This is a genomic window from Bradyrhizobium sp. UFLA05-89, from assembly GCF_059803475.1.
Window position 1 is genome coordinate 73763 of the sequence record NZ_JBANBA010000003.1, and the last position, 21073, is coordinate 94835.

Sequence of the window (21073 nt, forward strand, 5' to 3'; positions counted from 1 at the left end):
TTGGGATGAACCGTCATCGCGCTTTAGGTTATTGCTTGAGCAGGATTTCCGCGCAAACGCGTTCCGAGTTTGCCGCAAGGGAATACCGCTGCATACGTTTCCGGATCGTGCTCCAGAGGCGGTTTCGCGCCGGTTCATTCCTCGATGTCCTGCTCCAGCGTCTTCGTGGGCGGGCCCTTGTGAACGGAAGCGAATTGTGCGAGCGGCATTGATGTCGTGAGCGCCAGAAGGTTGGAATCAACAACCTCGAGAACCAGCGTCTTTCCTGCTTCCATCTCCTTGACGATCTTTGGATCCGCAACATCGGCTGCGATGCAGGCGTTCGCGAGGCACCAGCTATAGGGCACCTGGTAGGGAGTGCCCTGGTCGACGGTCAGCTTGGCAGGGTGCTGCAGGTACATGCCGACGGGCACGAACAATTGCAGCCGCGCTGCCCGGTCGCCTTCTCGCTCGATCAGGTCCACCCGCATTGCCATTTGCCCGGTCGGAAACTTGCCGGTGATCGAGGTCCGGCACAGCGTCGGCGCGCCGCCTGCCTTGAAGCAGAGCTTTTGCCAATCTCCGTAGGTGATGTCCTTGGCCTCGCGCTGGCCGCGCGTTGCGACTTCCGCTGGTTTTTCGTTTTGCGCATTCTTGCGCGTGGCGGCGTCAGGAGTAGTAGGGACGCCGGCGATAGCGACGATCAGAACTCCCGCGAGACAATAACGAGCGTGGACCATGGTTCGCCTCCAAGTCTCTGGCCATTCCGGTCAATTTTGTGCGTCGAGAAACTTCGTCACCAGCGGCGACCAGATTGGTACCACATCGGGCGAGCCGATGAAGAAGTGTCCTTCGTTGCCGAATGGCGGCATCAGGTGGTATTCGGCGTTGCCGCCGGCGGCAGTGAAGGCCTCGTGCATGCGCTTCGTCAGGACCGGACCGAAATACGTGTCGTTCTGGATATAGATCCACAGCATCGGCACCCGCGAGGTGCGGCCGAATTCGCCGGTCTGCGCGACGAGCTTGTCGGACGCACAATTGTGGTTCGGCAAGCCGCCGACACGGCCGCCACGCCCTCCCGCAAGGACGATAATGGCCTTCACTTGCGGGGGATTGAAGCTTGAGAGCGCGATTGACGCCCAGCCGCCGGCCGATTGTCCGACGACGATGACGTCCTTCGGCACGATGCGCTTTTCGGCGGCCAGGTAGTCAATGATCCAGAGGTCGACTTGGGCGACTGCGAGCCCGGGATCACGGAAGTTTGGATGGGTGCATTTTCCGACCTTTGAGAAGAACGGCCCGCCGCGTTCGGGAATATCGACGGCGGTGGCGCCATATCCGGTGCCGACAGGGGCCACCACGAAGTTGCCGCGCCTGGCGAACCACTTGGCGGCGTCGCGGAACTCCACGAGCGGGAAGAAGCTGCGGTCGGTCGGGTTGAGTGACACGCCGTGGTTCATGATCACGAGAGGAAAGGGGCCGTCTCCCACCGGGCGCACCACGTACGCGAACATCGGAAGCGGCAGCGGCAGCGCCCAGACCTCCTCTTGAATGGAGCGATCCTCCGCCGCCACGACGTGCGCTGGCGCGAACAGACCGACGCACACAAGCAACAGCAGGGCCGTTAGGTTTCGCAGGGTTTGCTGACGCATGGCTCAGCTCTCCATTCCTTCAGCCCATGAACGTGCAGGCGACGATGATCGGGCCAAGAACGGCAAATCCGCAAATCTTGATCCGACCGAGAATGGTCCCGAGCGCGACCGCCAACGGCAGAAAGATTCCGGAGCGGCGGAGATGATCCATCTGGCGGTATCCATGATCGCATTTCCCCGGGGGCGCGTTTGCGGCAAGTCAGTCCCCAAAAGCGGCGAAATGCTTGATCCAGATCAATCCCGGCCGTTGGCGCCTTTGCGAACAAACAAATCCCGCAACTTGCGCTTGGCATTCCGGTGATCGCTCTCTTGATCGTGCTGTTGCGCTGCGAGGTTCATCGTGGTGGAGGGCGGCCGTGACGGGGCCCTTCGGACAGCCTGACGATTGGCTCAGGTTCTTCCCTCCGGTGCGATGGCTCGCCAATTATCAAGCGGCCTGGCTGCGGCCGGACGCAATCGCTGGCGTCACGCTCGCCGCGTACGCCATTCCGGTCTCGCTGGCCTATGCCGCACTGGCTGGCCTGGCGCCGCAGGTCGGCGTCTACGGCTATCTGCTCGGCGGCATTGGCTATGCGCTGCTCGGCTCCTCGCGGCAACTCGCGGTCGGCCCGACCTCGGCGATCTCGCTGATGATCGCCGGCACCGTGGGCACACTCGCCGGCGGCGACGTCGTGCGATACGCGCAGATTGCAAGCCTCGCAGCCTTCGCGGTGGCGGTGTTGTGCTTCATCGCCTGGCTGTTCAGGCTCAGTGTTCTCGTTCGCCTGGTCAGCGACAGCATCCTGGTCGGCTTCAAGGCCGGCGCCGGGCTCACCATCATCATGAGCCAGTTGCCGAGCCTGTTCGGCGTCCCCGGCGGCGGTCACAACTTCTTCGATCGCGTCTTCAAACTCGCCAGCCAGCTTAGCGAGATCAATCTCCTGATCCTGGCGATTGGCGCTGTCGCGCTCGTGCTTCTCCTGCTTGGCGAACGCTTTCTGCCGGGACGGCCGGTCGGTATCACCATCGTGGCATTGTCGATCGCGGTAGCGACGCTCCTCGGCTTTGCGTCCCATGGCGTCCCCGTGACCGGCAAGATTCCCGAGGGGCTGCCTGCGATTGGGTTGCCGACATTTGGTCTTCTGGAATTCGACGATCTCTTTCCGCTCGCGGCGGGATGCGTGCTGCTGGCCTACATCGAAGGTGTCTCTGCGGCGCGCAGCTTTGCCGCCAAGCACGGTTATCCCCTCGACGTGCGGCAGGAGTTTCTGGGGCTGGGGGCGGCGAACCTGGCCGCATCTTTCGGCCACGCCTATCCCGTCGCCGGCGGCCTGTCGCAATCCGCCGTCAATGACAACGCGGGCGCGCGGACGCCGCTGGCGCTGGTCATCTGCTCGGTGACGCTTGGCCTGTGTCTGCTGTTCTTCACGGGGCTGTTGACCAACCTGCCCAAGGCCGTGCTCGCGGCCATCGTGTTTGCCGCCGTCTACAAGCTGGTGGACGTTCGAGCGCTGCTGCGAATGTGGCAGGTCAGCCGGATCGACTTCTACGCCGCGGCGATTGCGCTCGTGTCCGTGCTGCTGCTCGGCATCCTGCAAGGCGTCCTGCTGGCGTCGATTGCCTCGATCTTCCTGCTGCTGGCGCGCGCCTCGCAGCCGAACGTGGCATTCCTCGGCCGGTTGCCCGGCAGTGGTCGTTACTCCGACAGCGCAAGACACCAGGGTGTCGAGCCCCTCGTTGGCGTCATCGCGTTCCGGCCCGAAGCTTCGCTGCTTTACATCAATGCCGAGACGATCCTCGATACGGTCCTGATCGCGCTCAAGAGGTCGGCGGACATCCGACTGGTCGCATGCGATCTCTCGGCATCGCCCTATATCGACCTCGCCGGTGCGCGCATGTTGCACGATCTCTACGACGAGCTCGCAACGCGTCGGGTCACCTTCTGCATCGTCGGCGCGCATGCGCAGCTGCGCGACCTGCTGCGGGCCGAAGGGCTGGCGGAGAAGACCGACAGCGGCCAATGGTTGCGCTCGCTCGACAGCGTTCTCGGTGAGGGACAGCCTGACACTGGCCAAAGAACGCCCTGATCTCCGGACTGGCTCGTCATCGTTCGCCGGCGCGGTGTTGCATTGCGAAGGAAGGTCGCTCATGGGCTCAACGGCTTCATTGCGTCGTGCGCGACCGTTGACTTGGATCAATGGACCCCGCCGCGCTGCACTCACGATCCCGCATCACCTGCCTCAGGGATCGGGAGACAACCATGTCCAAGGACACGAAGTCCGCGCAAAAGCGCATCGATCAGTTCTTTTCCGGGCCCGGAGGGCGGGCAGACGACTGGCGGGATCTGGTGGAGGCCGCGAAGGCATGGGCCCGCGGCGGTGATCGCGCGAAATACGATGCGGCGCTGGCCGATCTGTCGGTGACTGAGGAGTTTCACGGCTATCCCGGCCTGCAGTTGATGGCGGCATTGCGAGAGGCCGCTTCAGCGGGCGATGCGGCAACATCACTGGCCCTTGCGACGCGGATCACGCAGGCGCTGACCACGCGGTCATTCCGCCAGCACGCCGGCGACTGGAATCTCAAGGACGAAGGCAATGGCGAGGCGCCCGATCTGCTGCCGCCGACCTTCGGCTCGCATGCGGCCCGGCGGCCTTATTTCGAGACCTTGATCGTCACCGGTCTGTCGTCCGGCCAATGGCCTGCGCTGGCCGCCGAATGGCGCAAGCTGCGTCGCCCGGTCGATTCCTTCGTCTATGAGCCGGTCATCGTCGGCAGCCTGGAAGATGCGTTCTGCGCGACCATGCTCAACCCCAATATCGCGGCCGTCGTCATCAACGAGGGTTTTGGCCTGCGCTCACGCCACAATGCGCCGATCCTCCGCTCCATCGCGGCCGCGGCCGGTCTCAACGATGAATCCGACGCGGATGCTCTCCGGCTCGCCCATATCATCAAGCGGGTGCGGCCCGAGCTCGACATCTATCTGATGTCCAACCGCGACGTTGAGGAAATGGCCGGTAACCCCGAAACCAACGTGGTCCGCCGCATCTTCTACTCCATCGAGGAACTGCTCGAGCTGCATCTGTCGATCCTCGAAGGCATTCAGGATCGCTACGACACGCCGTTCTTCGACAATCTCAAGAAATACGCACAGCGTCCGATCGGCACCTTCCACGCGCTGCCGATCGCCCGCGGCAAATCCGTCTTCAAGTCGGACTGGATCCGAGACATGGGCGAGTTCTACGGGCCGAACCTGTTCCTGGCCGAGAGCAGCGCGACCACCGGCGGCCTCGACAGCCTCCTGGAGCCGACCGGCACCATCAAGAAAGCGCAGGACAAGGCGGCGCGCGCGCTCGGCGCCGATCGCGTGTTCTTCGTGACCAACGGCACCTCGACGTCCAACAAGATGGCGGTGCAGGCGCTGCTCGCGCCCGGCGACATCGCGATCGTCGATCGCAACTGTCACAAGTCGCACCACTACGGCATGGTGCTGGCCGGCGCTCAGCCGCTCTATGTCGAAGCCTTCCCGATGACGGAATATTCGATGTATGGCGCGGTGCCGTTGAAAACGATCAAGCAGGCGCTGCTCGGTGCGAAGGCCGACGGCCGGCTCGACCGCGTCAAGCTGCTCGACCTCACCAACTGCACCTTCGATGGCCACATCTACAACACCCGCAGGGTGATGGAAGAATGCCTTGCGATCAAGCCGGACCTGATCTTCCTCTGGGACGAGGCCTGGTTTGGCTTTGCACGGTTCTCGCCGTTCCTGCGGCGGCGTACCGCGATGGGCGCGGCCAACGAGATCGAAGCCTGGATGCACGACCCGAAGTCGGTCGCAGCCTATGAGAAGCAGCAGGCCGAGCTCGGCAAGAACCCGTCGGACGAGGTGCTGCTCAAGACCCGGCTCATTCCCGATCCGCGCCAGATCCGATTGCGCGTCTACCAGACCAATTCGACCCACAAGTCGATGTCTGCGATCCGCCAAGGCTCCATGCTCTCGGTCAAGGACGTCGAATTCCATACGGTCGAGCAACAGTTCAAGGAGGCCGTGTTTACCCATGCCTCGACCAGTCCAAACCAGCAGCTCATCGCGAGCCTCGACGTCTCGCGGCGGCAGATGGAGCTCGAGGGATATGGTCTGGTCGCCAACGCCATGGAAATCGCGCTCGCGATCCGCCAGGCGGTCAACAACAACCCGCTGATCTCAAAGTATTTCCGCATCCTCGGTGCGGACGCCATGGTGCCGTCGCAATATCGCCAGAGCGGCTTTACCGATTATCTCGCACCCGGCGTGAACTGGGCGAACACCCTGAAGAGCCTGGACGACGACGAGTTCTGCCTCGATCCGACCCGCATGACGCTGGTGTGCGGTACGGCCGGTTACGACGGCACGCAGTTCAAGGGCATTCTGGCGAACGAGTACAACATTCAGGTCAACAAGACCTCCCGGAACTCGGTCCTGCTCCAGTCCAACATCAACAACACGCGCAGCGACGTCGCGCATCTCGTCCGGGTCCTGGCCGAGATCGCGGGTGAGGTCGATCGCGGCCTGGCTCAGGGCGGGGCCAACGCGAAAAAGACGTTCGAGGCGCGGGTCAATAGCCTGATGAAGGATGTGCCCGACCTGCCGAACTTCTCGCATTTCCACCCGAGCTTCCGCGGCGATGCCGGCGCCAAGACCAACGAGGGCGATATCCGCGGCGGCTTCTATGCCGCTTACGACGCGGCGGGTTGCGAACACATCCGTCTCAACGATCCCGAGATCGACCGACGGCTGAAAGCCGGACCCGAGCTCGTCTCGGCGAACTTCGTGATCCCGTATCCGCCGGGCTTCCCGATCATGGTGCCGGGGCAGGTCATCACGCAGGAGACCATCGACTTCATGCGCAAGCTCGATGTGAAGGAAATCCACGGCTACGACGCCAAGGAGGGACTGAAGCTCGTACGCACGGAGGCCTTGGCGAAGATCGGCAGGCCAAAGCCCGGTGCTCAGCCGAAGCTGAAGGCTGCCTCTTGAGATAGGTAGGGGACGTGCCGTCTCGGGCGTCCTGCTTACCGTGTTCGGCTACTTCGCGATAATTTTGGCTCAACAGTTCGACGTAGAAACCAAAGGGGAAACCAAAGTCATGAGAAAGCTTGCCATCCGCGCCGCTCTGGTCGCCTTGCTCGCAGGCGTTGCCGGTTTCAGCACGCCATCACGGGCCGAGACCGGCCAGGTCGCAGTCGTCTTCACCAAAGGCGGGCTGATCGTCGGGGTCGGCGGCGGCGATGGTGTGCTCAGACTCCGGGGCAAGGACTATCCGTTCACAGTGTCCGGCATGAGCGTCGGCTTCACAATTGGCGCCTCGACGACAAAATTTGTCGGACGAGCTCTCAATCTTAAGGGACCCGCGTCGATCGAAGGATCGTACGCGGTGGGTGGAGCGGGTGGCGCGGTTGCCGCGGGCGCCGGTGCCGTTCAGCTGCAAAACGCGAACGGCGTGATCCTGCAACTCAGCGGGCCGAAGGTCGGTGCCGAATTGTCGGCCGCGGTCGGCGGCGTCACGATCAAACTGAAATAGGTCCTGGTGATCGGGCCGCGCCCGCGCGGTCTGACGGAACACTGCGCTTTGTTCAAATGCTTCGGTTCCGTTGATCTAGGTCAAGTTCTGACGCGATCGGCGGCCGACGGTAACGTCGGGTGCTGATCGCATGTCGCGTGGCATCATCGAAGAGCGAACGACGGCACCCCAATCAATGGAGGACACGCCATGCTTCGTTATCTTCTCGCTGCTCTTGCGGCGCTCGTTCTTCTCACGACCTGCCTCATTCCGGATGATGCCTTCGCTCGCCGGGGCGGCGGTGGTGGTGGTGGCTTCCGCGGCGGCGGTGGTGGCTTCCACGGTGGTGGTATGCGGGCAGGCGGTGGGTACCGCGGCGGTGCCGTTCATGCCGGTCGCGTTGGCGGTGGCGGCTATCGCGTCGCCGGAGGCGTGCGTCCGAGTCATCCGATAGCCGGTCGTCCGGGCCGTCCGATCGCAGGCCGGCCGGGTTATCCGGGGCGTCCGATCGCCGGTTATCCCGGCTATCGTCCGGGCTATGGCTATGGCTGGCGTGGACCCGCTTATGGCGCCGCCGCTCTTGGAGCCGCAGCGGCCGGTGCGTACGGTGCGTATGGCTATTACAACAACAACTACTACAACAACGGCTGCTATCAGGACTCCTACGGCAGTTGGGTCTGCCCGCAGCAGTATCCTTATAATTATTGAGGCAAAGGTCGCATCAGGCCGCCACCACGCGGCCTGATCCGCTCAATAACGCTCCTCGACGAATTTCAGCCCGCGCAGGCTGGCCTGGTCGTTGTAACGGCCCTTGTCCGAGCGCGGCGGCAGCCTGATCTTGTCTTTCTTGACGCGCTTGTAGGGGATCGCCTTGAGCAGGTGCGCGATGCAGTTCAGCCGCGCCCGCCGCTTATCGTCGGAGCGGATGATGTGCCAGGGCGCGTGCTTCGTGCTGGTCTTCCTGAGCATCAGGTCGCGCGCCCGCGAGTAGTCATACCAGCGCCGGTAGGATTCCACATCCATCGGGCTCAGCTTCCACTGCCGCACCGGATCGTCGATGCGGGCCCTGAATCGACGCTCCTGCTCGTCCATCCCGACCTCGAGCCAGATCTTGACGAGGATGATGCCGCCCTCGATGACGTATTTTTCCATCTGGGGGCAGAGGGCGAGAAAGCGATCGTGCTCGGCGGGCGTACAGAAGCCCATCACGTATTCGACGCCGGCGCGGTTGTACCAGCTCCGGTCGAAGATCACGATCTCGCCGCCGGCGGGAAACTGCTCCATATAGCGCTGGAAGAACATCTGGGTCTTTTCGCGATCCGACGGCGCCGGAAGGGCAACGACGCGAAACACGCGCGGACTGACCTTCTCGGTGATCGCCTTGATGGTGCCGCCTTTGCCGGCGGCATCCCGACCTTCGAACAGGACGATCACCCGCAGCTTCTTCTCCCTCACATAATCCTGGAGATGGCAAAGATCGACCTGGAGCTTTTCGAGCTCCTTCTCGTACTCCTTGCGCTTCATTCGTGTGTCGGACTCATCATCCTTGGCCATGCCTGTCCTTTCGCTGTTTCAGCTCCGACGCGGCCGAATGGCCGTCAATCGTCTCCCCAGGAGATGGTGACGCCGATATCGCCCGGAACGCCGCCGGGAAAATCGATGATCTGGTAGGCGATGCGATAGCCGCGCGGCTTCAGGTGGTCGGTCCAGAGCTGGAAGATTTCCTTGGGGATTCCGGTCAGTGTGTTCTCCCAGCCCTTTTCCCGCTGGTTGATGGCGCGGCCCTTGTCGGTGCACAGCGTGTTGGGGAAGCGATAGACCTGGACCTCGGTCAGGCCGTTTCGCACTGCACGCTGGATGATGGTCGAGGCGAGCTTGATCTTCTCCTCTTCGGTCTTGCCGGACGGCTTGCTCAGCCGGTCGATCAGGGCGTGCTTCTCGGCCTCGGCGGCGGCGGCGAGACGGGCATATTCCTCGGCCTTCTGAGCCTCTTTGAGCGCTGCTTCTTTCCGGATCTGCGTGGCATTGGGGATGAGATCATCGAGGCCGGGCATGGCTGACGGCTCCTGATTGGGTGTTGGCAGTTCAGCGTTCGAGGTAAGCTAGGCCCGGCGGCGAGGCTTCCCTTGATTCAAATCAAGCAAAATCCACACCGGGGTAGTCAGACTGGCCGCAACGCAATGCGCAACTCCGCTCCAGATTGGGGAGAGACCATTGAACGACCAGCTTCATCCGATGGCTCCGCACCATCTACCGTTCTATCTCGCGCCTGGAAGCGGGGTCGACCCGCTGATGGTGGTGATGGGAATATTCCTGATTGGCACCGTGCTCTGGGTCGGCACGCTCTATTGGAAGCTGCACAGCCTGCCCGAGCGGATGGCGCATAAATCACAGAAACTGCAATTCGAATTCGTCGCGGTGCTCGGCCTGATCTCGCTCTTTACCCATATGCATATCTTCTGGGTCGCGGGCCTGTTGCTTGCGTTGATCGACATTCCCGATTTCGGCACGCCGCTGCGCAGCATCGCCGACTCCGTCGAAAAGATTGCCGATGCGACGCCGGGAGAGGCCGGCTCGGCGAGCCCACTACCGGCGGATGAGCCGAGCCCCGTCAGGCAGAAGGAGCCCAGCCATGTTTGAGCTCATGTTCTGCTCGCTCCTGACCATCGTGCCGGACTACCTCTATCGCCGTTATGTCCAGGGCAAGCGCTTCGGCAAGGAGATCACGTTCTTCTCCATCTGGTATGAGCTGCGATGGGGCATCACCGGTTGTCTGATGCTCACGGTGTCGCTGATCACCATGATCTTCTATTTCCATCCGGCGACCGACTCGGCGACGCTTTATTTCCGCACCGTGCCGATCCTGCCCGAAGGATCGGGGCGGGTTGCGGAGGTCAAGGTCGGCTTCAGCCAGGAGGTGAAGAAGGGCGACGTGCTGTTCACGCTGGACAGCTCCAAGCAACAGGCCGCCTACGAGACCGCCCGGCGGAAGGTCGCCGAGGTCGATGCGGCAATGACCTCGGCGCAGTCGGATGTCGTCAAGGCCGAAGCCCAGATCCAGGAAGCCAAGGCCAATTATCAGCAAGCCAAGGACGAACTCGACACCAAATCCGAATTGCAGCGCCGCAACCCCGGTATCGTGCCGCAACGCGACATCGAAAAGCTCCAGGTGCTGGTCGATCAACGGCAGGCCGGGATCGATGCGGCGACCGCCGTGAGGGAAACGGCCGCCTTGCAGGTGTCGACGCTCCTGCCGGCCCAGAAGGCGAGTGCTCAAGCCGCTCTCGAGCAGGCCCAGGTCGACCTCGACAAGACCATCGTCCGCGCCGGCGTCGACGGCCGGGTCGAGCAATTCCTGCTTCGTGTCGGCGACGTCGTCAATCAGTTGATGCGGCCGGCGGGCGTGCTAATTCCGGAGGGCGCCGGCAGAAAGGTGCTTCAGGCCGGCTTCGGCCAGATCGAGGCGGGCGTGATGAAGGAAGGCATGGTGGCGGAAGCGACCTGCATATCGAGGCCCTGGGTCATCATCCCGATGGTGGTGACGACAGTGCAGGACTACATTGCGGCAGGACAGTTCCAGGGCGGGCAGCAACTGCTCGAAGCACAGAATGGCCCGAAGCCCGGCACGATCCTCGTCTTCTTGGAGCCACTCTACAAGGGCGGGCTCGAAGGCGTGACACCGGGGAGTAGCTGCCTCGTCAACGCCTACACCAGCAATCACGAGGAGATTTCCGCAAAGGACACTAGCACCGGGCGAGCGATCGCGCTCCACGTCGTCGACGGTGTCGGTCTTGTGCACGCACTGCTGCTTCGCATCCAGGCGCTCCTGCTGCCGATCAAGACGCTCGTGCTGAGCGGCCACTGACGCCGAGGAGGGCCCCGGCAAAAGCGTTGGCCGTGGGCCGTTTTGCGTTAGAATGAGATGAAGGTGCAGCCGGTCGAAGCTGCTGAGGAAGAGGATGAGCGGGCGCATCCCAATCGTTGCTGCGGTCAGGCGGGGCTGGCCGGCGGCGGCCGCACGGCTCTGTCTGTGTGTACTGGTCTTGGCCCTAGCCGGGCTCGGACCGGCGAGCGCTGCCGATCAGGGCCAGCCCAAGCGGGTGCTGCTGCTTCATTCCTTCGGACGGGAATTTCGTCCGTGGAGTGAATTCGCGCGGGCCATCAAGGCCGATCTCGAGCGGCAGGCGCCGTGGCCGCTGGACATTCAGGAGCACACGCTCCTGACGGCGCGGTTCAACAATCCAGGTCCTGAAGAGCCCTTCGTCGATTATCTGCGCTCGCTCTACGAGAGTTGTCCGCCGGATATCGTCGTCAGCGTCGGGGCGCCTGCGGCAAAATTCGCCCAGAAGTATCGCAAGCAGCTTTTCCCCGACACACCGATGGTCCTGACCGCGGTCGAGCAGCGCCTGGTCGATCGCACGGGACTGACCGACAACGACACGGTCATCGCGATCCACAATGACTTTCAGGCATCTTTTGCCGGCATCCTTCAGGTCCTGCCTGCCACGCAGAAGATCGCCGTCGTGCTGGGAGCCTCTCCCGTTGAGAAGTTCTGGCTTGAGGAGGTCAAGAAGGATGCGAAGCCGTTCGAAAACAGAGTGTCGTTTGATTGGTATTCGGGGCTTTCGTTCCAGGACATCCTCAAGCGCGCGTCATCGCTCGCGCCGCACACGGTCTTGTTCTGGGGCCTGATGTCGGTCGACGGTGCAGGTGTCACGCATGAAGGCGACATCGCCTTGCGCCAATTGCGAGCTGTCGCCAACGCGCCGATCTTTTCCTATCAGGATGCCTTCTTCGATGGCCAGACCGTCGGTGGCCCCATGCATTCTACGGCCGCAACCAGCCGGAAAACCGTCGACGTTGCCATCCGTATCCTCGGTGGCGAGAAGCCGGGCAACATCAAGATCGAAACGCTCCAATTTGCGCCACCGCGATATGACTGGCGTGAGATGCAGCGCTGGGGCATCAGCGAAAGCAATCTGCCTCCTGGCAGCGAGATCCTGTTTCGCGAGCCGAGTGTTTGGGAGGTCTATCGCTGGCAGATGGCGCTGATCGCAGCGGTGATCCTGGTGCAGGCCGGCCTGATCAGTGGCCTGCTTCACGAGCGCTGGCGTCGCCGTGTCGCGGAGGTCGAATCCCGCCAGCGTCTGGCCGAGCTGGCGCATGTCAACCGCTACGCGGCGGCCGGCGAGCTGACGACGTCGATCGCGCACGAATTGAATCAGCCGCTCGGCTCTATCCTCACCAATGCCGAGACGGCCGAGCTCATGTTGAAGGGGGCTTCCCCCAATCTCGGCGAGATCAGGGAGATCCTTGCCGACATCAGGCGCGACGATCAGCGGGCGAGCGAAGTGATCCGCAGGCTACGCAGCGTGTTGAAGAAGACGCCGTTTGAGATCGCCGATATCGATCTGAACGAAACCGTCGGCGAGGCGATCGGATTTCTGACCGCCGTGACCGACCGGCACAAGATCGCCCTGAAGTTCACGGCCGCCGCAAGCGCGCTGCGCGTCAGGGGCGATCCGGTCCAGCTTCAGCAGGTCATTCTCAACCTGATCATCAATGCGATCGACGCGATCTCCGAGGCGGAGGCGAAGGTGCGGGAGGTGACCGTCACCACGGCGCTGTCCGGCTCCTTCGCAGAAATCAGGATCGGCGATAGCGGACCCGGCATAGCCGCCGGCGATCTCAAGAACGTCTTCAATCCATTCTTCACCACCAAACCGCAAGGCATGGGCATGGGACTCGCCATCGCCAGAACCATCATCGAGGCCCATCGCGGACAGATCGTTGCCGAGAACAGGCTGTCGGGCGGTGCGCTGCTTACGATCAAGCTGCCGATCACGCGTTAGACAACGCATCGGCCGCGGAATTTTCGCGCCGCAACAACCCGGCATCCCCTTTCTTTGATCTTCGTCAAAGGAACACATCCGTCCCGGCCCGATGCTCCCCGCCGCAATACCAACGGAGAGTGTGCAATGTTTCGCTGTGGCAAGACCCTGATCGCGCTTGCGCTGATGATGGCGATGCCCATCGCCGTATCGGCGCAGAACCCGGCCGCGCCGAACGCGCCGGCAAGCCAGGCGCCGCCAGCAAGCCAGGCCCCGCCAGCAAGTCAAGCGCCGCCAGCAAGTCAGGCTCTGCCGGCCGCGGAGCTGTTGAAGCCGGAGCAGCTCGAGGCGCTGGTCGCGCCGATCGCGCTCTATCCGGACGAGTTGCTTGCCAACGTGTTGGCGGCATCGACCTATCCGCTGGAGGTCGTGCAGGCCGATCGCTGGCTCAAGGAGCGCAAGAAACTGAAAGGCGATGCGCTGAGGGGCGAGGTCGAGAAGCAATCTTGGGACGACAGCATCAAGGCACTCGCCAGCACGGCCGACGTCCTGGCCATGATGAGCGACAAGCTCGAATGGACCAAGAGCCTCGGCGACGCCTTTCTCGCGCAACAGCCTGACGTGATGGATGCAATCCAGCGGCTGCGCAACAAGGCCTATGACAACAAGAAACTGGTCACGACCAAGCAGCAGAAGGTCAGCGTCCAGACTCAGGACAACAGGCAGGTCATCCTCATCGAGCCGGCCGACGCCGGTACGATGTACGTACCCTATTACGAGCCGGCGACCGTTTATGGCGCGTGGCCCTACGCCGAGTATCCGCCGTACTACTTTGGATATCCTTCTTATATCGGCGCAGGCGTGGTGGCGGCAGGCCTCGCTTTCGGCACCGCCTGGGCCATTGGACGCTGGGGCAACTACTGGGGCGGCGGCTGCAACTGGGGCAACCGCAACGTCTACGTCAATCACCGAACCACCAACATCGCAAACGGCTGGCAGCACAATCCTGCGCATCGCCAGGGCGTGCGCTACAACAACGTGAACGTGCAGCAGCGTTTCGGCAACAACAACATCAAGGCAGGCGCGGCCGACCGGATGGATTTTCGCGGCCGCGATGGGCAGCAGGTCCTGAAGTCCGGACAGGATCGGCCAGGCGCTGGAGACCGTGCAGGTGATCGCGCAGGTGATCGCGCGGGAGATCGTGCAGGGGACCGCGCGGGCGATCGAGCGGGAGACCGCGGCGGCGATCGTGCAGGTGATCGTGGCGGAGATCGCGCCGGCGCTGGCGATCGCGCCAAGGGCGGCGGCGACCGTGCCAAGGGTGGTGGCGATCGAGCTGGCGCGAAGGGCGGTGGCGACCGCGCGAAGGCCGCCAACCGCGGCGGTGCTGGCGCGGGCAATCGCGCTGCCAATGCCAACCGTGGTGGCGGCAATCGCGGTGGCGCCATGAACGTCTCCTCCGGCCGTGCGGCTGCCGCAGCATCAGCACGCGGGCGCTCGAGCATGGCGAGCATGCCACGCGGCGGCGGTGGCGGTGGCTTTGCCGGGCGCGGCGGTGGTGGCGGAATGGCGATGCGCGGCGGTGGAGGAGGCGGCTTTGGTGGAGGCGGGCGCGGTGGCGGCGGCGGTGGCCGGCGTTCGGATATCGCGCTGAAGCACGACATCGTCCTGCTCGGTCATCTCGCGAGTGGCCTTGGCTACTACCGCTTCAGCTATCTTGGCAGCCACAAGGCCTATGTCGGCGTCATGGCGCAGGAGGTCGAGCGCGTGATTCCGGAAGCGGTGACCCGAGGCAGCGACGGCTATCTGCGGGTCTATTACGAAAAGCTCGGTCTGAAATTCCGCACGTACAGCGATTGGCTTGCCGGCGGCGCAAAAATCCCTGCGGAGGTGATGCCATGATCGGTCTGAAGTCGCTTCGGCGCCCAGCTTTGCCGGCCATCATGGCGGTCGTGCTGTTCAGCTTGCCGTCGCAGGCGCAGCAATCGTATCCCACTCCTGAGGACGCAGCCGCAGCGCTCGCCGCGGCTGTGAAGAGCGGACCGCGCGATATCCTGAAAGTGCTCGGCAGGAACGCAGACGACATCGTCTCCTCCGGTGACGAAGTTGCCGACGCCGACATTCGTCAACGCTTCACGTCGATGTACGATGCCAAGCATGCGATCAAGGCGGAGGGCAACAAGAAGGCCACGCTGATGCTCGGCGCGGACGATTTTCCGTTCCCGATTCCCTTGGTCAACTCCAAAGCGGGCTGGGAATTCGACGTGGACGAGGGGCGGATCGAGGTGCTCTATCGCCGTATCGGCCGCAATGAGCTCGATGCGATCCAGGCCGCGCTCGCCTATGTCGATGCCCAGAACGACTATGCGGAGAAAGACCGCGGCGAAGGCGTCGGTGTCTATGCGCAACGCATCGTCTCGACGCCCGGAAAGAAGGATGGGCTGTTCTGGCGCGACGATACTGACCCGAGCCCGCTCGGCGAATTTGCGGCGGAAGCCTCGCGCGAGGGCTACAAGATGGAAGGGCAGGGTGCGCCTTATCACGGTTACTACTTCAGGATCCTCAAGGGGCAGGGCCCCAACGCGCCCGGCGGCACCCTCGACTACGTCGTCAAGGGCAAGATGATCGGCGGCTATGCGCTCGTCGCCTATCCCGCCGAGTACGGCAATTCCGGCGTCATGACCTTCGTGGTCAATCACGGCGGCACCGTCTACCAGAAGGATCTCGGGCCTCGCACCGAAAGCATTGCCAGCCGCATGATCTTGTTCAATCCGGACCAGACCTGGAAGAAGGTCGATGCCGCAAAACAATGAGAAAATAGCGCGGCGCTTTTTCCTTGGCTGGCTGACGGCGATGACATTGCTTGCCTTCGTTGTCCCAGCAACGCCGTCGTTCGCACAGGCCGCCGGCCAGGTCCGCGTCAAGATCGTGAAGGCGGGCCTCCTGGTCGGCGGCGGCACCGGCAGCGGCGTGCTGACCTGGCGTGGCCGCAACTATCCCTTTCGCGTCTCCGGTCTGAGCCTTGGAATCACGGCTGGCGCCACGATCAGCCGCCTGGACGGCTGGGCCTCGGGCATCCGCGAGATCAATGATTTCGCTGGCACCTATAGCTCGGTTGGCGGCGGCTTCGCCCTGGTTGGCGGTGTCAACGGTGTCCATTTGCGCAACGAGAAGGGCGTGACGATCGTGCTGCAAGGGCCGAAGGCCGGACTGGAAGTCGCCGCCAACCTTAGCGCGATCACGATCTCCATGAGATGAATTCGGCCTGAAGACTTCCCATCCGGATTCTATTGAGCATGCGAAGCAGGCCTCCAAATTGAGGGAATTTCTGCTGGCGCAACACCGCCGCACATCGCACTTGAGCGCAATTTGCCCATCCACGCGCCGCCGATTGCGAGCGCGCGATCGACGTCGCTCGCACTGCCCCTTTCGCGTATTCGCCACCCGGCCCCGCGTCTGCCGCGAATAACATGATGTTAGGTTTATCGCATAACACGGTAATTGTGTTAGCTCGCCGAAAGCCTATTGTCACACCGAACCAGACACGTCCCGGCAGTCGACAAGCGCAAGCGGAAAGCCCGCCGCGCGATCGGATAATGCTGCCCAACACACATCTATGAAGCCCGCTTACGGGACGCCAGCAAAATAGGTCGGAGGAAACTTGCACATGACCACGGCTCGAGCGATCCACGACATGGGTCAATCCAAGAAGGCTGCTGCGAGCGGCTGGATTGGATCCGCGCTTGAATATTATGACTTCTTTATCTACGCGACCGCAGCGTCGCTGATCTTCCCGCAGATCTTCTTCCCGTCGGACAATCCCACCGTTGCCATCGTCGCATCGCTCGCAACGTACGGTGTCGGATATGTGGCCCGGCCGATCGGTGCCTTCGTTCTCGGGCACTGGGGCGATACCCACGGCCGGAAAACGGTTCTGATCGTCTGCATGTTCCTGATGGGCATTTCGACCATGGCCGTCGGCATCCTGCCGACATACCAGCAGGTCGGCATTTGGGCGCCGATCCTGCTCGTCACCTTACGTCTCGTGCAGGGTTTTGCCGTTGCCGGCGAGATCTCCGGTGCAAGCTCGATGATCCTGGAGCATGCGCCATTCGGGCGGCGCGGATTCTATGCGAGCTTCACGCTCCAGGGCGTGCAGGCCGGACAGATCCTTGCGGCGGCGGTCTTTCTGCCGCTCGCGGCCTACATGCCCACCGAGGCCTTCAACAGTTGGGGTTGGCGGATACCCTTCCTGCTCAGCTTCTTCGTCATCGTCGCGGGCTACATCATCCGCCGCGAGGTTGACGAGACGCCTGCCTTTGCCAGGGAAGATGAGCGCGGCGAAACCCCGCGTGCTCCGATCATTCAGGCCATCAAGCTGAATTGGAAGGACATGCTCAGGGTCATCTGCATGGCGCTGATGAATGTCATTCCGGTCGTCACGACGATTTTTGGCGCGGCCTATGCCGTCCAGTCTGCCTACGGAATCGGTTTTGCGAAGGACGTCTACCTCTGGATTCCGGTCCTCGGAAACATGCTGGCGGTGTTCGTCATTCCCTTCGTCGGCAACCTCTCGGACAAGGTCGGCCGCAAGCCTCCGATCATCGTCGGCGCGCTCTGCTCCGGTCTGCTCGCGTTCGGATACCTCTATGCCATCAGCATCAGGAACGTGCCACTGGCGATCGTGTTGTCACTCCTGATGTGGGGTGTGGTCTATCAGGGCTACAACGCGATCTTCCCGAGCTTCTATCCTGAACTGTTTCCGACGCGCACCCGGGTTTCGGCGATGGCGATCTCGCAAAACATCGGCACCACCATCACCGCGCTGCTTCCCGCTTTGTTTGCGACCGTGGCGCCTCCCGGCTCGGCCAACATCCCGCTGACGGTGGGCGCCATCGCCTTCGGCATTACGGTGATTGCCGCCCTCGCAGCGGTGACTGCCAGGGAGACGTACCGGATCAGCCTTGACGATCTCGGAAATCCGGATGCCGTGCCGATGCCAAGGGCGGACTATGAGCGGAGGCGTGCGGAGACGGCCGGTGAGGCTGCCGCGGCTCTGACCTGACGGCCCCGGGAAGTGGAGGTGATGGCGGCGCCATGATCTCGGATGTTGCCGTCCTGCTGCAAATGAAGGAAGAACTGCCGCTGCGGCCAAGCCCGCCAGCAGCGGCAGGGCTCCCGCCAACCGGATGACGCTTGATCGGCAAAGCCATTGGAGCGATAGCGATCTTCGACCGGCGGCGCGCCGGCTACCAAGGAGTTGAGAAATGAATCCCGTTGTTGTTGCTGTCGCGATCACCGGTTCCGTTCCGCGCAAGAAGGACAATCCGGCGGTGCCGATCGTGCCGTCCGAGCAGATCGAGTCGACGCACGCGGCCTTCGAGGCGGGCGCAACGCTTGCGCATATTCACGTTCGCAACGACGACGAAACACCGTCCTCCGACCCCCAGCGTTTTGCGGAGGTGCAGGAGGGTATCAGGAAGCATTGTCCGGGAATGATCGTTCAGTTCTCGACCGGTGGGCGCGGCCGCGATCCATCGGCGCGCGGGTCGTCGCTCTATCTGAAGCCGGAGATGGCGTCTCTCTCGACCGGATCGGTGAACTTTCCGACCATCGTCTACGAGAACAGCGCCGCCCTGGTCGAGCAACTGGCCACCGGGATGAAGGCCGGCGGCATCCGTCCTGAAATCGAGATCTTCGATCTGTCGCACCTGCATGGCGCGCGCCGCCTGATCGAGGCGGGCCTGATCGATGAGCATCCCCACGTGCAGTTCGTAATGGGCGTCAAGAACGCAATGCCGGCGGACGAGCATGTCCTCGACATTCTTCTGGCCGAGCTCAAGCGGCTGATGCCGAAAGCGACCTGGACCGCGGCCGGGATCGGGCGCCATCAAGCCGAGGTCATGGGCTGGGCGCTGTCGCGCGCTGCCGATGCGGTTCGCACCGGGCTCGAGGACAACATCAGGATCGACAAGAACCGTCTGGCCAAGAGCAACGCTGAGCTCGTGACCCTCGCCTGTGAGGCGGTGACCCGTCACGGCCGACGCGTCGCCACACCTGCGGAGGCGAGATCGGCACTGAGGATCGCGCGGTAGATCACACGATCAGCCGTCCCCGTCGCGCCGCGATCCCGATCGCGACTTCGGCGCCGGCGTTGAATTCGAGGCGATCGGCCTCGATGCCGTCGCTGAAGATGACGCCGTTTTCGGGCATCAGCGAGCGGATGCGTAGTTGTCCTGAGGAGGTGAGGGAGCCGCAGACGAGACTCACTTGCGAGTTGCGGCTGGGAAACGGCTCGCGCACCGCGAAGCGCAGCTCCGGCGCATCCCAGGGCAGGGCGGCGTAGGCGGTAGGCTCCGACGGCTGGCCGAACTGTCCTGCGATCGCGAACGAGCCGGTAACGATGCTCTTGAACCAGGCGGTCGAGCCGAGTCCGGTCGACACGATGAGCCCGCTCGAAGACTGCCGCTCCTTCGTCTCGCCGGTCGCAATCTCGTAGATCGCGGAGGTGTGCGTGCGGGCGCCGATGAAGAGGTCGTTCACGGCATGGAGCACCTGACCATTGGAGAGCCGGGCCTCTGCCATCGTCACCGCCTGGCTGTCGCGCTCCTCAGCGGCGACCTCGGGCAGGAGCTTTGCAAGGTCGCGCGGCGCGAAGGGCAGGAGAATGCCGTCGTAGCGCGCGGGATCCGGGTTGAGCCCGATCAGCGGATGGTCGTCGAGATATTTCATGGTGTTGGCGACGACGCCGTCCTGGCCGAGTGCGACCACGATGTCGGAGGGCGCGAAGATGAAGTTCGGCAAGAAGCTGCGCTCGATCACCTGGTAGCGACCCCATTGCTCCAGCGCCTGGAGCGCGAGGCGCTGTTGCGCGTGATAGACCTCGTGCTCGCGCTCATAGTCGGAGAAGTCGGCGCCGAGATGCTCGACATAGAAGCGCGCCTGCGCCGCCGTCAGGTAACGCGCGACCAGGTCCTCCAGCCTGGTCTTGCGCGTCACCAGCACGATCTTGCGGTCATTGCCGGCGGGCATTGGCGGCCTCCATCGCCCTGGGCTTCTCCATCAACTGGCTGAGCAGGTCCGGCGAGACGTTGAGCTGGCCGATCTTTTCCGCCTTCTCGGCAATGCCGGTGAAGGCCTGCGCGATGAGCTGGCCCGGCTGCATTCCGGCAGAGGCAAGCGCCTGGATCACGCGGGTATCGACGCCCTCAAAAATCTTCATCAGCGCGCCGACGCGATAGGCCTCGGCGTCGGCCAGCGTGCGGGTGTTCTCGGCGTTGAGCTCGACAAAGTCCTTGCGCTTGCCTTCGAGGGCGATGTCCGCGACCATGCCGGCCTGGCGCAGCTCGTTCTTCTTGGCGGCGACGCTGGCTTCCGCGTCCATCTGCGTTTCGCGGATCGAGCGTTTCTTCTGCTCGACCGCGATCTCAGTGTCGAGCTCGCTCTCGCGGATGGCGCGCTCCTGCTCGACCGCAAAATTGCGGCGCGCGAAGATCGCTTCGTCCGCGTTCTTCAGGATTGCCTCGCGCGCTTCGGCCTCCAGCGCCTTGGCCGTGTCCGGCGTTGGCTTGATGCCGCGGATGGAGACGCCGAGGATTTCGAGGCCGAGCGAGGCGATGTCGGCGCGGGCCCGCAAGCCGGTCGCGATGATGTCGGCGATGCGGTCGGAGGCCTGCAGGGCTTCCCTCAAGGTCAGCTCCTTCACCGCCTGCTGGGCCAGTACCTCGACCGTGCCGAGGATGCGCTGCGGCAGTTTCTCGGGGTCGTCGGTCTCATAGGTCTTGCCGTCGCTCTTCAGCGTGAAGTCGAGCATCGAGGCCGCTTTCTTCGGCTCGCTGACGCGATATGTGACGTGGCCCTGGACGGTGAGGGTCTGAAAGTCGCGGGCGATCTGCTGGAAGATGAAGGAAGCGTCGCGGCTGCCGATGGGGACGGCGACGAGCGAGGTGGCCGGCGCGTAATAGAACGCGGATAGTCCCGCGCCCTCGGCGACGACGGTGCCGGCGCGGTACTTCATGAGATAAGTGGTGGGCTGGGCCTTGATGAACCTGACGCCGAACATAGTCTTCCCTAGTAAGTTGTTCTGAGCAACTAA

Annotated in this window: 19 protein-coding genes and 1 pseudogene; 14 read left to right on the plus strand and 6 right to left on the minus strand. The window is 63.2% G+C overall.

Going from position 1 to position 21073, the window contains the following annotated elements:
- Positions 1 to 134 precede the first annotated feature (134 nt).
- Complete coding sequence (locus tag SO139_RS02480) at positions 135 to 719, minus strand: invasion associated locus B family protein (RefSeq protein WP_449377319.1); 585 nt, start codon at positions 717 to 719, stop codon at positions 135 to 137.
- A 30-nt stretch (positions 720 to 749) separates the two neighbouring features.
- A complete protein-coding gene (locus SO139_RS02485) occupies positions 750 to 1631 on the minus strand; it encodes an alpha/beta hydrolase family protein (RefSeq protein WP_449377318.1) in 882 nt (293 codons plus the stop codon).
- Here SO139_RS02485 and SO139_RS02490 point away from each other — a divergent pair.
- From SO139_RS02490 to SO139_RS02515, 6 genes and pseudogenes are all read left to right on the plus strand, one after another.
- Positions 1630 to 1932 (plus strand): hypothetical protein, encoded by a 303-nt coding sequence (locus SO139_RS02490; RefSeq protein ID WP_449377317.1) that lies wholly within the window; start codon positions 1630 to 1632, stop codon positions 1930 to 1932. The genes SO139_RS02485 and SO139_RS02490 overlap by 2 nt on opposite strands.
- Positions 1875 to 1991: pseudogene (locus SO139_RS02495) on the plus strand (DUF1275 domain-containing protein); the annotation flags it as partial. The gene SO139_RS02490 and the pseudogene SO139_RS02495, both read left to right, overlap by 58 nt.
- Positions 1988 to 3697, plus strand: a complete 1710-nt coding sequence (locus SO139_RS02500) for a SulP family inorganic anion transporter (protein WP_449377316.1) — start codon at positions 1988 to 1990, stop codon at positions 3695 to 3697. The pseudogene SO139_RS02495 and the gene SO139_RS02500, both read left to right, overlap by 4 nt.
- Before the next feature lie 173 nt (positions 3698 to 3870).
- Complete coding sequence (locus SO139_RS02505; RefSeq protein ID WP_474800203.1) at positions 3871 to 6624, plus strand: decarboxylase; 2754 nt, start codon at positions 3871 to 3873, stop codon at positions 6622 to 6624.
- A gap of 109 nt (positions 6625 to 6733) precedes the next feature.
- Positions 6734 to 7168: a hypothetical protein gene (locus tag SO139_RS02510; protein ID WP_449377419.1), complete on the plus strand. Its 435-nt coding sequence runs from the start codon at positions 6734 to 6736 to the stop codon at positions 7166 to 7168.
- A 189-nt stretch (positions 7169 to 7357) separates the two neighbouring features.
- Positions 7358 to 7855, plus strand: coding sequence for a hypothetical protein (locus SO139_RS02515; protein ID WP_449377314.1), 498 nt, complete (start codon positions 7358 to 7360; stop codon positions 7853 to 7855).
- A 42-nt stretch (positions 7856 to 7897) separates the two neighbouring features.
- Here the strand turns inward: SO139_RS02515 and ppk2 are convergent, their stop codons facing one another.
- Both ppk2 and SO139_RS02525 read right to left on the minus strand, forming a co-directional pair.
- Positions 7898 to 8701 (minus strand): polyphosphate kinase 2, encoded by an 804-nt coding sequence (gene ppk2 / locus SO139_RS02520; RefSeq protein WP_449377313.1) that lies wholly within the window; start codon positions 8699 to 8701, stop codon positions 7898 to 7900.
- Positions 8702 to 8745: 44 nt separating this feature from the next.
- The gene (locus SO139_RS02525) at positions 8746 to 9201 is read right to left on the minus strand and encodes a hypothetical protein (RefSeq protein ID WP_449377312.1); all 456 of its coding nucleotides are present in this window, start codon (positions 9199 to 9201) and stop codon (positions 8746 to 8748) included.
- 181 nt (positions 9202 to 9382) lie between these two features.
- Between SO139_RS02525 and SO139_RS02530 the strand changes: the two genes are divergently transcribed.
- The 8 genes from SO139_RS02530 to SO139_RS02565 all read left to right on the plus strand — a co-directional run bounded on the left by SO139_RS02530 (position 9383) and on the right by SO139_RS02565 (position 19073).
- Positions 9383 to 9787 (plus strand): hypothetical protein, encoded by a 405-nt coding sequence (locus SO139_RS02530; protein ID WP_449377418.1) that lies wholly within the window; start codon positions 9383 to 9385, stop codon positions 9785 to 9787.
- Positions 9780 to 11012: an HlyD family secretion protein gene (locus tag SO139_RS02535; RefSeq protein ID WP_449377311.1), complete on the plus strand. Its 1233-nt coding sequence runs from the start codon at positions 9780 to 9782 to the stop codon at positions 11010 to 11012. Before SO139_RS02530 ends, SO139_RS02535 begins: the two co-directional genes overlap by 8 nt.
- A 94-nt stretch (positions 11013 to 11106) precedes the next feature.
- On the plus strand, positions 11107 to 12999 hold the full coding sequence (locus tag SO139_RS02540; RefSeq protein WP_449377310.1) for a sensor histidine kinase: 1893 nt from the start codon (positions 11107 to 11109) through the stop codon (positions 12997 to 12999).
- A gap of 126 nt (positions 13000 to 13125) precedes the next feature.
- Positions 13126 to 14880 carry a DUF3300 domain-containing protein gene (locus SO139_RS02545; protein WP_498539587.1) on the plus strand — a complete coding sequence of 585 codons (1755 nt, stop codon included), beginning with the start codon at positions 13126 to 13128 and terminating at the stop codon, positions 14878 to 14880.
- On the plus strand, positions 14877 to 15791 hold the full coding sequence (locus tag SO139_RS02550) for a DUF2950 domain-containing protein (RefSeq protein WP_449377309.1): 915 nt from the start codon (positions 14877 to 14879) through the stop codon (positions 15789 to 15791). The genes SO139_RS02545 and SO139_RS02550 overlap by 4 nt, the downstream gene beginning before the upstream one ends.
- Complete coding sequence (locus tag SO139_RS02555; RefSeq protein WP_449377308.1) at positions 15775 to 16236, plus strand: lipid-binding SYLF domain-containing protein; 462 nt, start codon at positions 15775 to 15777, stop codon at positions 16234 to 16236. Before SO139_RS02550 ends, SO139_RS02555 begins: the two co-directional genes overlap by 17 nt.
- A gap of 409 nt (positions 16237 to 16645) precedes the next feature.
- Positions 16646 to 18043, plus strand: a complete 1398-nt coding sequence (locus SO139_RS02560) for an MFS transporter (protein WP_449377307.1) — start codon at positions 16646 to 16648, stop codon at positions 18041 to 18043.
- A gap of 202 nt (positions 18044 to 18245) precedes the next feature.
- Entirely contained in the window at positions 18246 to 19073 is an 828-nt protein-coding gene (locus SO139_RS02565) for a 3-oxoadipate:acetyl-CoA acetyltransferase (RefSeq protein ID WP_449377306.1), read from the plus strand.
- 1 nt (position 19074) lies between these two features.
- Here SO139_RS02565 and SO139_RS02570 read toward each other — a convergent pair whose 3' ends face one another.
- Together SO139_RS02570 and SO139_RS02575 are read right to left on the minus strand one after the other, a co-directional pair.
- Complete coding sequence (locus SO139_RS02570; protein WP_449377305.1) at positions 19075 to 20010, minus strand: diacylglycerol kinase catalytic domain-containing protein; 936 nt, start codon at positions 20008 to 20010, stop codon at positions 19075 to 19077.
- Positions 19994 to 21040: an SPFH domain-containing protein gene (locus SO139_RS02575; protein ID WP_449377304.1), complete on the minus strand. Its 1047-nt coding sequence runs from the start codon at positions 21038 to 21040 to the stop codon at positions 19994 to 19996. Before SO139_RS02575 ends, SO139_RS02570 begins: the two co-directional genes overlap by 17 nt.
- Positions 21041 to 21073 lie beyond the last annotated feature (33 nt).